The 11,632-nt window shown below is 55.6% G+C and carries 14 protein-coding genes; 7 read left to right on the top strand and 7 right to left on the bottom strand.

Features of this window, described 5'->3' with window-relative positions:
* Window positions 1-369, top strand: a 369-nt coding sequence (locus tag VMS83_RS05715; RefSeq protein ID WP_325410739.1) for an IMP dehydrogenase, incomplete at its 5' end; no start/stop codon positions are given.
* Window positions 370-456: 87 nt separating this feature from the next.
* On the top strand, window positions 457-1,077 hold the full coding sequence (locus VMS83_RS05710; protein WP_325410737.1) for a superoxide dismutase: 621 nt from the start codon (window positions 457-459) through the stop codon (window positions 1,075-1,077).
* A gap of 157 nt (window positions 1,078-1,234) precedes the next feature.
* On the opposite strand, the gene VMS83_RS05705 is transcribed toward VMS83_RS05710, so the two are convergent.
* Both VMS83_RS05705 and VMS83_RS05700 read right to left on the bottom strand, forming a co-directional pair.
* A complete protein-coding gene (locus tag VMS83_RS05705) occupies window positions 1,235-1,675 on the bottom strand; it encodes a hypothetical protein (RefSeq protein WP_325410735.1) in 441 nt (146 codons plus the stop codon).
* Window positions 1,676-1,775: 100 nt separating this feature from the next.
* Window positions 1,776-2,204, bottom strand: coding sequence for a hypothetical protein (locus tag VMS83_RS05700; protein ID WP_325410733.1), 429 nt, complete (start codon window positions 2,202-2,204; stop codon window positions 1,776-1,778).
* A 240-nt stretch (window positions 2,205-2,444) separates the two neighbouring features.
* Here VMS83_RS05700 and VMS83_RS05695 point away from each other — a divergent pair, with 240 nt between their 5' ends.
* Genes VMS83_RS05695 through VMS83_RS05685 form a run of 3 tightly spaced genes read left to right on the top strand, consistent with a single transcriptional unit; the run spans window position 2,445 to window position 4,251 of the window.
* Window positions 2,445-3,194 carry a hypothetical protein gene (locus tag VMS83_RS05695; RefSeq protein WP_325410731.1) on the top strand — a complete coding sequence of 250 codons (750 nt, stop codon included), beginning with the start codon at window positions 2,445-2,447 and terminating at the stop codon, window positions 3,192-3,194.
* 21 nt (window positions 3,195-3,215) lie between these two features.
* Complete coding sequence (locus VMS83_RS05690) at window positions 3,216-3,851, top strand: ArsR family transcriptional regulator (protein WP_325410730.1); 636 nt, start codon at window positions 3,216-3,218, stop codon at window positions 3,849-3,851.
* Window positions 3,832-4,251, top strand: a complete 420-nt coding sequence (locus VMS83_RS05685; protein ID WP_325410728.1) for a hypothetical protein — start codon at window positions 3,832-3,834, stop codon at window positions 4,249-4,251. The genes VMS83_RS05690 and VMS83_RS05685 overlap by 20 nt, the downstream gene beginning before the upstream one ends.
* Window positions 4,252-4,349: 98 nt before the next feature.
* Here VMS83_RS05685 and nrdD read toward each other — a convergent pair whose 3' ends face one another.
* Both nrdD and VMS83_RS05675 read right to left on the bottom strand, forming a co-directional pair.
* A complete protein-coding gene (gene nrdD, locus VMS83_RS05680) occupies window positions 4,350-6,536 on the bottom strand; it encodes an anaerobic ribonucleoside-triphosphate reductase (RefSeq protein ID WP_325410726.1) in 2,187 nt (728 codons plus the stop codon).
* Entirely contained in the window at window positions 6,536-6,805 is a 270-nt protein-coding gene (locus tag VMS83_RS05675; RefSeq protein ID WP_325410724.1) for a glutaredoxin family protein, read from the bottom strand. The genes nrdD and VMS83_RS05675 overlap by 1 nt, the downstream gene beginning before the upstream one ends.
* Before the next feature lie 115 nt (window positions 6,806-6,920).
* Between VMS83_RS05675 and thpR the strand changes: the two genes are divergently transcribed.
* Both thpR and cca read left to right on the top strand, forming a co-directional pair.
* Window positions 6,921-7,478: an RNA 2',3'-cyclic phosphodiesterase gene (gene thpR / locus VMS83_RS05670; protein WP_325410722.1), complete on the top strand. Its 558-nt coding sequence runs from the start codon at window positions 6,921-6,923 to the stop codon at window positions 7,476-7,478.
* The gene (gene cca, locus VMS83_RS05665) at window positions 7,472-8,857 is read left to right on the top strand and encodes a CCA tRNA nucleotidyltransferase (protein WP_325410720.1); all 1,386 of its coding nucleotides are present in this window, start codon (window positions 7,472-7,474) and stop codon (window positions 8,855-8,857) included. The genes thpR and cca overlap by 7 nt, the downstream gene beginning before the upstream one ends.
* A gap of 369 nt (window positions 8,858-9,226) precedes the next feature.
* Here the strand turns inward: cca and VMS83_RS05660 are convergent, their stop codons facing one another.
* The 3 genes from VMS83_RS05660 to VMS83_RS05650 all read right to left on the bottom strand — a co-directional run bounded on the left by VMS83_RS05660 (window position 9,227) and on the right by VMS83_RS05650 (window position 11,631).
* Window positions 9,227-9,565 (bottom strand): P-II family nitrogen regulator, encoded by a 339-nt coding sequence (locus VMS83_RS05660; RefSeq protein WP_325410718.1) that lies wholly within the window; start codon window positions 9,563-9,565, stop codon window positions 9,227-9,229.
* A 199-nt stretch (window positions 9,566-9,764) separates the two neighbouring features.
* Complete coding sequence (locus VMS83_RS05655; protein WP_325410716.1) at window positions 9,765-10,373, bottom strand: hypothetical protein; 609 nt, start codon at window positions 10,371-10,373, stop codon at window positions 9,765-9,767.
* 235 nt (window positions 10,374-10,608) lie between these two features.
* On the bottom strand, window positions 10,609-11,631 hold the full coding sequence (locus tag VMS83_RS05650; RefSeq protein WP_325410714.1) for a Coenzyme F420 hydrogenase/dehydrogenase, beta subunit C-terminal domain: 1,023 nt from the start codon (window positions 11,629-11,631) through the stop codon (window positions 10,609-10,611).
* Between the last annotated feature and the right edge of the window lies 1 nt (window position 11,632).

Raw genomic sequence — 11,632 nt, 5'->3', positions numbered from 1 at the left:
GAGGCGCCGGGCAAGGTGATCACCATCAAGGGCCGGCGCTACAAGCAGTACCGGGGCATGGGTTCTCTCGGGGTCATGAGCTCAGGGCAGTCCAGCGACCGGTACTTCCAGAAGAAGGGGATCGGGGCCACAAAGTTCGTGCCCGAGGGCGTCGAGGGTGTCACACCATATGTGGGGCACGTGGGCGAGGTCATCTACCAGCTCGTGGGCGGCCTGAAGTCCGCGATGGGCTATACCGGTTCCGCGACAATTGAGGAGATGCACAAGAAAGCACGGTTTGTCCGGATCACCAATGCCGGCATGACCGAGAGCCACCCGCATAACATCCTAATCACCGATGAAGCGCCGAACTACCGGCTCTTCGAGTAACTCTTTTTTTCGCTTCCTGCCTCCATACCGTACATCAAATAGGGGGGAGAGGATAGTATCGTGTATCCCATTCGGGAGATGATGTGCATGGCAAACGAGAAACTGTATACACTTCCCAAGCTGCCGTACGATTACGCGGCGCTTGAACCGCATATCTCTAAGGAGCAGCTTACCCTGCACCACACCAAGCATCACCAGGCATACGTGACCGGTGCAAATGCAATCTTTGAGAAGCTGGACAAGGCAAGGAAGGAGAAAGCGGATCTTGACATTAAGGCTACCTTAAAGGAGCTCTCGTTCCACATCGGGGGATACCGGCTCCACACCATATTCTGGGAGAACCTGGCCCCGGCCGGGAAAGGTGGCGGCGGGCAGCCGAAAGGGGAACTGGCCCGGGCGATCGATGAAGAGTTCGGATCATTCGAGCGGTTCAAAAAGGAGTTTACCGCAGCGGCATCGGGTGCGGAAGGATCCGGTTGGGCAGCGCTTACCGCGAGCACGACCACTCCCCGGCTCCTGATCAACCAGATCGAGAAACACAACGTGAACGTGTACCCGGGTTTCCGGATCCTCATGGTGCTCGATGTCTGGGAGCACGCGTACTATCTGGATTACAAGAACGACCGGGCAAAGTATATCGAGGCGTTCTGGAACCTCGTGAACTGGGATGCGGTGAACAGGCAGTTCATCACGCACCTCAAAAAATAATTCTTTTTTTGTTTTTATGGGCCGGGCAAATTGTGCACAATACTTCGCAATCCCGCTTGATCCCGCATTCAGAGGGATACCTGTTTATCCTGAACCGGCAGCGTGCAACGTTCCACCTTCCAGGATCCAGGGAGGGCCCGGCGCAACAGTGAGAGAATTATTGCGGTAATTTTGTAAAGTCAATCGCCCAGTATGCGTCAAATGGCAATGGATCGGCCCCCTGGAACCGGACGTGGAGGATAGCGTTCTGTTTGAGCGTGTCATAGGTGCCGGGAGGGAGATATATCGTGTCTGTCTCCGTCAAGGCGTGGCCCCCCGTAAACCGGCTGTAGAAGAGCTCCGTTCCCTCATATTCCTCACCGGCCGGATCAATTAATTCCGGCAAGCTTGCGAGGGTCGTTCCCTGGTTTCCTGTATTTTGAACGGTGAGGTCGAGTTTGACCACCGTTCCATTTTCCTGGACATGTATCTGACTGACATACGCGGTAAATGAATAATCGGAGGTTTGAACTACGTAGGGTTGGTTAAGAGGGATCGTTTGTTTGCTCAGGGGAATGGGGGACAAACATCCTGCGGTAAGAAAAACCAGGGTGACCATCCCAATGAGGAACAACCTCATGCCCAATCTTCACCTTGCTGAGATTAAATTATGTTGGATCATCCGCGATATACCGGGGAGCGTGAACGATATACCAACATCAGAACTTCTTTTTCCGGCTCATTGCGCCCATTTTCTCTTTATCAAACCAGCCGTCGCGGCTATAGCTGAGCTCAAGAAAATGTAAGATGTAATTGTTGACGGCATTTCTTCCCGGTATTGTTTTCATGGCTCCTGCTTGTACATAATCTCCGTAAAGGTCAAGGATGACCTCATCCGGCAATGTTTTGATCCGCTCGTCGAAATGATCGATGATCATTTGTTTGGACCAGGCATCCTCAAAATCCAGGGCATCTATTTCAACCCTTCTTGTAAAAAGCGGCTTATATTCCATGATCAACCGGTTGCGCATCGTGATAATCCCCGCGCTGCTGGTAAACAACCGCCTGAGTCTTCTTTTCAGTTTTGCAAACAGGGTAGGCTTACTGAATGTTTGTGTGATAAATTGTGCCTCTTCGGTCCCTACCATACCGGTTCCTTCTCTTTTTCGGGCAATTGTAGTTTTCGGGGGTGGATTTTAAGGGGAAGGAGATGCAGACGTATTACGATTATATCCGGCCCCATCAGGGTATTAACGGAATAATGCCGGCGCAGATGGCGAATATCCCGCTGGATTTAACCGGCAACCGTTGGATGACTATGATCTCGCTCGCAACGGCGGGGAAATAAAATCTAATATATTTTTATATTGCAGTCCCATCGTACAACTATGGACGAGGAGGAGTTTAACAGAACGGTAAATATCTTTAAAGAAATAATCAATAACCCCGATAGGCAGATTTTACCAAACACGAAAGAGTTCTGTAATTTTCGAGCGGAAAAGGACAAAATTTTTTATGATCCGTGTATTGTGCATTATTTAAATTATGAACAAATTTTGTTGGTTTTGCTACACGAAGAGGGACATTTAAGAAATCCACCGGTGGAGATAGAGGCAAGAAGAAATAAAAGGGGTTTGTGGATTTTTCTCCCTATAATTATTGCATTTTGCGTATCCATCGGGTTGGTTTGTTTCCAAGTGTTCCGTGAATTGCCAATTGCGTATCTTGTTTTATTTGGTTGCGGGATGTGGTGCTCTGTTGAATATTACCACAAATCTCACCCGGAACCCTACTGGGATACTGAATATCGTGCCGACGAATTTGCTGTTAAAACATTGACAGAAGTAAACCCTACTGTCATCTGGTATCAGGTTCAAAAAGCTTATTTTGAATTGTCTAAAAAATGCAGAAACTGCAGAAAAGAGTCCTTTTCAAATTACATATTCAGGAAATACGAAGAATTTATTGGATTTGATTCACACCCTCCAGATAATGAAAGAGTGGAGCGAGTCAAGCAAATTTATGAAGAGATTAAAAAGGAGATTATCGAACGGGGAACGCAAAGAAAGCGCCATGATTTAAGCCACGAAGTCACGACAACTTTACAGAACCCCCTCCCAGATTTCTTTATATCCTGACAACACTAACATAAAGTAAACATGGAGGACCTCGCGGAAATCGCCCGGCTACTCGACATTCTCGGGAACCGGAACCGGCGGCGCATCATCGGTCTGTTGCGGCAGAAACCCTGCTTTGTCACCGAAATATCGGAGACGCTGATGATCTCCCCCAAGGCCGTCATCGAGCACCTCCAGCTCATGGAGCGGGAAGAGATCCTCTCCTGCCAGATGGATGACCGGCGGCGCAAGTACTACTACCTTGCAAACGATATCCTCGTTGACGTTTCCCTGCGCAGCCTCCAGGTGGTTACTGAAGAGAAGGCCGGAAGAAATGCGGAGAACGAACGGACCCGGCAGGCCGTTATCATGCTCGCAAAGATGGTGCAGGCCCACGACCAGCTGATCGCTCACTTAGAACAGCTCAACCACGACATCGATACGAAACTGACCGACCTTGCCCGCAACCATAACGATTTATTCAGGAGCGAACGAGAACTATCTGTTGCAGTCGCCCTCTCCCATGAGCCCCTGACTCCCGATGAACTGCGGGAAGTTACCGGGTGCACACCGGATGAACTCGAACCGGTGCTGGACGAATTTGCAAAGAGAGGAATCGTATCGAGATCGAAGAACCGGATTACACTCAGAGGAGTCCATGCAGACCAATCCCAATAACCCCTACGATGAAGTGTTTGGCAACCTCTCCCGGATTGTAGAGGAGATCGTGCGGAATATGCCCGAAGCCGAACATGCCCGTGTCATCGGGTATACCATCGTGACCCGGCATGTCCCCGGCGAACCCGGCATCTTTGTTGACGGAGCTGACAATAGCGACGACGACATCCCGTATGAGGTACTGGAATCCGATACCCACATCTTCATCACCGCCGCGATCCCGCCCGATGCGGAGCACGCTCCCTATGCGGACATCCAGCCGCAGGAGGTCCGGATCTGTGTCGATGACAGTACGACGACCATAGACCTGGAAAAGCCCATCGACATCATCCACAGTACGTACCGGGTGCACCGCGGCGTGATGGACATCACGCTCCGGAAGGTCCCGGACTACCTGTAATCACTCTTTTTTTACGCATGCATTCCTCAGGGGAACGTCTACCGGCGTTCGCCGGATTGCCGTAAATGGGCGCCTCCCAGAAAAAAGAAAGAAAAAAGTTACGCCTTTGCAGGTACATCTGCCGGCATCCACGGGCCTTCTGCCTTCTTTTCCGGCCTGAACTCGCGGAACTGCCGGAGGGAGACCGTCAGGTCCCGGGTGAATGCGAAGTACCCGATCTGCGTATTCCGGCAGAGGTTCATTGCCATGTCCATGAGGCCGCGGGGATCGGGCCGGGCCTCGCCGAGCCAGATGTGGAAGATGTTCCCGCCATCCACGATGGGGAAGAAGACGTTCTCGATCTCCATGCGTCTGGTGAGCGGGATATCGGCGCCCGGTGCCACGTGGGTACCGTTCGTGTAATAGACGGGGAGGTCCCGGCTCCTGCCCAGGTTCCCGAGCGCGTACTCGAGGTCGCCCTTGATCACTTTTGCCGCCGCGTCATGGTAGCGCCGGTCAATGAGGTCGGCCACGGCAAAACGCTGTCCCGTGGTCTCGGCCGGCGTCCGTGCGAGCGCGATCGTCATGTGGTGCTTCTCCGAGAGCGTGCGGGCATAGAGCTCCATCTCGGTCATGGCCCGGACCGCGAGTTTGAACGCGGCCTTTGACTCGTGCACCTGGTTGCCCGTGTGGTGCTGGACCATCTCGTTGACCCCTACAACGCCAATCGTGTACACGAGGCCTTCGAGATCCACGGCAACCGCCCCGCACTCGCCGGTGTTGGGGTCCTTTGGCCGCTGCATGGCAAACGGCATCCTGCCGTTCTCCCGGATAATATCCATCCACCGGCGCTTGATCCGGAAGAGTTCCACGGCCACGTCCATGAGGGCACGCAGCTCGGCAAAGAGCCGTTCGTCGCTCCCTTCCGCTTTGTAGGCCGCCCGCGGGCAGTTCACCGAGACCACCTGCCACGAACCCATCGAGAAGTGCCGCCCGCCCTCGAAGAAGAGTTTCTTGTCAAAATCCGAGTCCTTGTCGGCCACGGCGGAGAACTGGTAGGCGCAGCACTGGTAGCAGGAGATCCCCTTGCCTGCCCCCCGGTAGGCCGGGAGCTGGTTGTCATAGTAGGGCGTCCCGAACTTGGACGCAAGCTCGAACGTCATGAGGTAGAGATCACGGTAGGTGGGGAGATCCGGGTGAGCCGCGTTGAACGCCTCGCGCTCGTTTATGAAATCAGGCTCGATACTGATCTCGGGCTTGGGGAAGTTGAAGGGCTTGCCCCAGTAATCTCCCTCGATCATCACCTCCATGAGCGCCTTGAAAAGGAGCCGGACCTCGCGTTCGAACTCACCGTACGTCCGGCGCGGGGCGAGCTTCCCGTCCCAGATCTTTCCCTTGAAGATGCAGGGCTTGTCCTGCCAGAGCGTGGGAACACCGGGCGAGAGCTGGACGGACGAGAAAACGAGCTGGCCGCCCCGGGCCACCATCATCTGTGTCATCTCGTAGACGAACATCTGCATGTTCTGCTTGATCTCGTCATAAGCCATCCCTTCCATGTACGGCGCAAGGAAGGTGAGGAAGTTATAGTAGCCCTGCCCGCCGGCAAAATTTGTCTGGGCGCTCCCGAGCGCTTTTACCGCGTGGAGGATAGCAACCTCGGCCCGTTTTGCCGGGCCGGCCACCGAGGCTTTCGTCCCGTTGCCATCGGGCATCAGGCCATAGTAGAAGAAATAGCGCAGGTCCCAGTCCTGGCAGAATGGCCGGGTCCCGAAGTACTCGAGGTCGTGAATGTGCATCTCGCCCGAGAGGTGGTGATCGGCAAGCTCCGGGGGGAGCTGGAGGAGGTACTGCTCTTTTGAGATCTTGTCCGCCTTCTTCTTGTGGCTGGTCTCGGCATTCTCCTGGAGGTTTGCGTTCTCGTGGGACTCAAAGCCTTTTCCCACATCGATCAGGTGCGCATCGTACACCGGTGTCCCGACCCGGGTGCAGACATTCCGGTACCGGACCATGCCCTTTTCGAGCAGGGTCATGTTCATGATCTCGCGGATGAGCGGGCCCGAGAGGGACTTGAGGTCCAGGGCAAGGATGCGCTGCTCAATCTCGCGGGCGATCTCCTGTGCGGTCGCCGGGTCAGCCCCCTCGTACCCGTAAAAGGTTTCAACGAGTTTCGTCTCTTTTACGATCTGTTCTGCGATCCGGTTGCGGTTCCACTCAACAATATGGCCGTCAGTTGTCCGGACATAGGGGAGGGCTGGGGAAAAGCCGCCATCAAAGGTCAGCTGCCGGGTCTCCCGCTGCGCAGCCATTACGCACCCGAGACTATCGCACCGAGTTTTTTCTCGTCAAGCGCTCCGCCCGGGAAAAGGTCATCCGTGGTATAGAAGTCATCGCCCCGCTGGAGTACGGGGGCCTCGTTGACAAAGACCCCGTTCACCCGGAGCTCGGTCAGGGCCTCGGCAGTGGAGAGGTCGCGCTCGGAAAATGCATGTCCGCCCTTTTTCAAGGCATTCTTGAGCATGACGCAGTGCGGACAGGTCTCGAGGGTATAGACGATCAACGGCTCGGTGTTCGGCATAAAAAGCACCCTTTGTCTCTATCTAGCATAATGCCGTGGTGGAATAAAATATTCGTGGTTAAGTACGTGTGTACGGCGTTTCCTGCCCCTGCGGGCGATCACCATTTGTAGGTGAATGGACAATGGTACCCTGATGGTCAGGGCGTTTGCGGCATTCGAACTGTCCCCGGAGATGAAGGAACATCTCGCGGCAGCGCAGGCAGTGCTGAGGAAAAGCACGGCCCGGCTCACGTTCGTGGATCCTGGGATCATTCATATCACGGCCAAGTTCCTTGGCGAAGTGGACGAGAAAAAAGTGCCCCGGGTGATCGCGGCACTCGGTTCCGTAAAATCCACCCCCTTCCCGGTAAAGGGCGGCCGGATCACGGTGAACAATCCCCGGCGGCCGCATACGGTCTGGTGCGCGATCGATGATGGCGGGAAGGCCGGCGAGGTAGTATCCGCCATGGAAGCGGTGCTTGCGCCACTCGGGTTCCCCCGTGAGACCCGGCCGTTCACGTGCCATGCCACGCTCGCCCGGGTAAAGGAGGCCGACCCCTCGCTCTTCTCCTGCCTTGAGGCGCTCAAAGATCACTCCTGTGGTGCCTGCGAAATCTCCGGCTTCAAACTCAAAAAGAGCACGCTCACGCCCCGGGGGCCGGTGTATGGGGATCTCTGCGAGGTGGCATGGTGAACAGCCGGCTCCCGTTCGAGGAGAAGATCCTTGCAGAGCAGCTCCGCCCGTCCGCGGAAGAGCGGGAGTACATCTCCGGTGTAGCGGACCGGCTGCTGGCCGCGATCCGGGAGAGCGGGAAAGCAGAGGGGATGGTGGTCGGGTCCATTGCCCGGAACACCTGGGTGAAAGGCGACCGCGACCTTGATGTCTTCCTGCTCTTTTCCCCGGAGATGCCCCGCGAGGCGCTCGAAACAGAAGGCCTTGCGCTCGCACGAAGCATTGCACGGGCATTCACCTCAGCTTTCCACGAGAAATACGCCGAGCACCCGTACATCAATGCAACGATTGATGGAATCGACGTGGATCTCGTACCCTGCTACAATGTGGCGAGCGCGGAACATATCCAGAGCGCAGTGGACCGGACTCCATTCCACACCCGGTACATCACGGACAAGATCAACGGCCTGACCGATGACGTCCTTCTGTTGAAACAGTTTGCAAAGGCCGGGGGGATCTACGGCTCCGACCAGATGACCGAGGGCTTCTCGGGATACCTCTGCGAGCTGCTGGTACTCCACTATGGCGGGTTTACCCCGCTCATTGCAGCCGCAGCCGGCTGGCACCCTCCCACGGTGATCGACATCGGGCAGCATGCGGCAAAAAAATTTGATGAACCCCTCGTGGTAATTGACCCGGTGGATCCAAGGCGGAATGTAGCGGCGGCGGTTTCGCTTGACCGGATGGCGGAGTTTGTCGAGCTTGCCCGGGGCTACCACGATGCACCTTCGGACGCGTTCTTTTTCATCCGAAAGGAGCACCCGTGCTGCCCGGGGGATCTTGGAGCGCTGCTTGCCTCCCGTGGCACATCACTGTATGCTGTCACGTTTGCCACTCCCCCGTTCATCGAGGAGATTGTGGTTCCCCAGCTCAAGCGGAGCACGGGAGCCGTCTGCGAGCTCCTCGCCCGGAGCGGTTTTGTCGTGCACCACGCTCACTACCGGATGGGACCGGAGCGGTGTATGCTCCTCTTTGAGTTTCTTGTCGATGAACTCCCGCCCGTCCGCCGCCATGAAGGCCCGCCGGTCTGGAACCAGGTAAATGCCGGAAAATTCCGGGAGAAGTACCGGGGCTCGTCCCTGCCCGGGCCGTTTATCGAAAACGGGCGGTACGTGACCGAGGTGCCCCGGGAATTTGTCCGGGTGGTCGATCTCCTCAGCTCACCCTCCCTCCTGAACGTGGGCGTGGGCCGGCATATCCGGGAGTCGCTTGCAAAGGACTGGTGCGTGCTTGAGGGCGCCGACTGCTGGCAGGAAGAGTTCTCCGCATTCATTGCCGGGTTCTTTTCCCGGAGGTCGCCGCTCGTCCGGATTGAACGGGGAAAACCGGGACACCGGTGAACCCGCCGGTCCCTGAAGAGCCGGCACCCGGGACCCGGTCTTTGACCCGGCCGTCATGGATCCTTTCCCGGGATGATCTTCGCATAATGGCCGTTTTTACCCTCTTCCCCCTGCAACTGCCTGTCCGGAAAACAGGTGCCCGTACAGGCCCGCTATTGTGCAGGTTTGAATGGCCTTATTTACCCTCTGATTTTAAAATAACGGGCAAAAAGCGGCTTTTTCCGTGGGCGTGGACATCATTTCCTGTGGGGCCGGAAAAGTGGATCCCCGGATCGGCCATCCGGGGCCGTATCGGGCTTATTCGGGCTACGTTTTTCCGGTTACTTGGTATGCCGGGGAGAAGAATAAAAAAGAAGAGTATGGAGCGGGTCAGATCCCCTTGGATCCCCTCTCGCCGGTCCGGACCCGGATCGAGTCCTCGACCGGGAGCACGAAGATCTGGCCGTCACCGACCTTCCCGGTGTACGCCGCTTTCCTGATGATCTCGATTACGGTCTCGGCTGCAGTATCAGCGACCACAATCTCCAGTTCGCGTTTGGGGATCAGGTCCACGATGTATTCTGCGCCCCGGTACTGCTGCTTGATCCCTTTCTGGACCCCGCGGCCTTCAACATCGAAAATCGTCATCGCACCAAAGCCGGCGGTATCCAGTGCCATCTTGACATCTTCGAATTTTTCGGGCCGAATCATTGCCTTGATCATCTTCATGGTAATCACCTGACCGGGGCAGGAGAGGGCATTTCATCATCCTCCCCCGGGAATTTTCCGGTAGTATAGAATGAGGAAGGCTTCCTTTAAAAGAATTCGGGAATCTTTGTGAAAACGAACCTGTCAGGAGGGATAGTTCAGGATAAATCCCTAAAAAAAAATCCCGGCAAAGGACATTTCATAAAAAAAGAGAAAAAATTTACTCTTTTCTGAGGAAAGCCGGATAATATTTCAGCAGCATCTGCAGTGTCTTTTCCTTGTGTACATAGGCCGGGTACCAGACCGTAAAGACAATTGCAATCACCATGAACACCCATTTCAGGTTGTCCCAGAATTCAAGCCCTGAGTTGGGGTTGAGCAGGATGAATTCGTCGATTGCAAAGCCCAGGGTGAACGCAATGGCCCAGACCGCGGTAATGATATAGTTGACCCGCAGGAACAGCGCACTTGCGGCACGTTCGGGTTCCACGCCCTCACGGGAATACTGGAGGGTGAAGGGGAAGCGGAAGGCAATACTCGCCCAGCAGACCAGCGTCAGGACCAGCATGGACAGTACCGAGAGGTAATTTGCGAGATAGTACTGTTTCAGTCCCACGATCAGGATGAAAAAGATGGCAAAAAACGCAATCGACACGACTGACAGGATGTACCCTTTGAGGATCTGCTTATAGCTGGTCAGGAGGGTAAGCACGACGGCCACGATAAACGCGAGGATGAGAGCGAGGAAGGGGTTTCCGATCGGTGCTTCAGCGATCAGGGCAAAGGCGATCCATGGCACAAATGCAGCAAAGAGGGTGAGAATGTTCATGATCCTCGTCAGATACGCTCTGTACACGGATAATTATTGTGAAATATATCCTGCAGCCGGTTGTTTGTGCTGGTCATGGACGAAATACAGGATGCCGGTATCTTTTCCCGGGACTGTGGGTCATCACAGGTTCAAATCCGGTGATAACACCTGAGAATAACAACGGGCGTTCCCGCTAGAAAAAGGGTTTTTCCCGGGTTCCGGCTGTTTCACGGGACAGGTAAAAAAGATACAATTATTTTTTCGCGTTCTTCTTGATCTTTGCGGACGCCAGTTTCTCGATTGCAGCGGTATCTGCAGCCGGGCCTTTTGCGAGCTTCCCGTTCCGCAGGGCGCTCTCTACAAACCCTTTGCCGGTATCGGTACGGACGATAAGCGTGGTGTATCCTGCCGGGCTTCCCACGGCACCGGCCGAGATGTCGGCAGAAAGCGAGGAGAAGTCCGTGCAGATCCGGCAGCCCGGCCGGATCGTGTCTTCGAGATCCGCGAGCGGGACCGAGAGGTGGGATTCGTCCTGTTTGAGGATATCGAGCTTGCCCTTCACGTCCAGTTTTTTAATCTCGTGCGGGGCCAGGTGGTATTTCTTTTCAAGTTTGCCCTGCACGAGCCCGGCATAGTCAAAGGTCTCCGTGCAGAAGAGGCCGATGACCAGCCGGATCGCCTTTGCGTACGGGCGGAGGAGATCGTTTTCACTTGCCCGTATCCGCGCTGCGGCCTGGACTGCGCAGGGGACTCCTATCACTGCTATCCGCGTATACTTCCGGGTTACCGCGGCATCCTTGAGCGAGGCGAGAAGCGGTACCCACCAGCTGTAGCGGCTGCCGGCCTCCCGGATGAGGACATCAGATTTCGTGATGACCACAGACGATGGTTTCAGCGTCCAGGGATCCTCGGTCACCGTAACCACGGCATCGAGCAGTCCCTCGTCCAGTGCATTGGTAAGAATTGCGGTCACCGCACCGCCGCTCTGCCGGTGCGGGATCTCGAAGGCGGCCTTTGCCGTAAACAGCTCGAGATGTGCACCGATCGTTTCGTCCGGCTGCTCGCCGGTCCGGGGGCAGACCGCGTAGCATGCCCCGCAGGGGACGCTGTCTGTTGCCTGCTTGCAGTAACCGTTGCTCCTCGGGCTTGCCACCATCTCTCCTTCCGCAAAGGAGAGGGCATCGGCCGGGCAGACAGCGACGCAGGCACCGCATCCCGAGCATTTCTTCGTATCCCAGACCTCGCTTTTCAAATCGAGATAACTCTTTTCTGCCATC

The organism is Methanoregula sp., from assembly GCF_035543475.1.
GTDB lineage: Archaea > Halobacteriota > Methanomicrobia > Methanomicrobiales > Methanospirillaceae > Methanoregula.
Note: the sequence above shows the minus strand (reverse complement) of the source record. Positions and strands in the feature narration are given on the sequence as shown.

Coding starts and splice junctions, on each gene's coding strand:
- VMS83_RS05660 (WP_325410718.1), bottom strand. CDS start 9,565: ATGAAGATGATCAAGGCAATGATTCGGCCCGAAAAATTCGAAGATGTC.
- VMS83_RS05650 (WP_325410714.1), bottom strand. CDS start 11,631: ATGGCAGAAAAGAGTTATCTCGATTTGAAAAGCGAGGTCTGGGATACG.
- VMS83_RS05675 (WP_325410724.1), bottom strand. CDS start 6,805: ATGCCGAACACCGAGCCGTTGATCGTCTATACCCTCGAGACCTGTCCG.
- VMS83_RS05690 (WP_325410730.1), top strand. CDS start 3,216: ATGGAGGACCTCGCGGAAATCGCCCGGCTACTCGACATTCTCGGGAAC.
- VMS83_RS05695 (WP_325410731.1), top strand. CDS start 2,445: ATGGACGAGGAGGAGTTTAACAGAACGGTAAATATCTTTAAAGAAATA.
- VMS83_RS05705 (WP_325410735.1), bottom strand. CDS start 1,675: ATGGTCACCCTGGTTTTTCTTACCGCAGGATGTTTGTCCCCCATTCCC.
- cca (WP_325410720.1), top strand. CDS start 7,472: ATGGTGAACAGCCGGCTCCCGTTCGAGGAGAAGATCCTTGCAGAGCAG.
- VMS83_RS05655 (WP_325410716.1), bottom strand. CDS start 10,373: ATGAACATTCTCACCCTCTTTGCTGCATTTGTGCCATGGATCGCCTTT.
- VMS83_RS05700 (WP_325410733.1), bottom strand. CDS start 2,204: ATGGTAGGGACCGAAGAGGCACAATTTATCACACAAACATTCAGTAAG.
- nrdD (WP_325410726.1), bottom strand. CDS start 6,536: ATGGCTGCGCAGCGGGAGACCCGGCAGCTGACCTTTGATGGCGGCTTT.
- VMS83_RS05685 (WP_325410728.1), top strand. CDS start 3,832: ATGCAGACCAATCCCAATAACCCCTACGATGAAGTGTTTGGCAACCTC.
- VMS83_RS05710 (WP_325410737.1), top strand. CDS start 457: ATGGCAAACGAGAAACTGTATACACTTCCCAAGCTGCCGTACGATTAC.
- thpR (WP_325410722.1), top strand. CDS start 6,921: ATGGACAATGGTACCCTGATGGTCAGGGCGTTTGCGGCATTCGAACTG.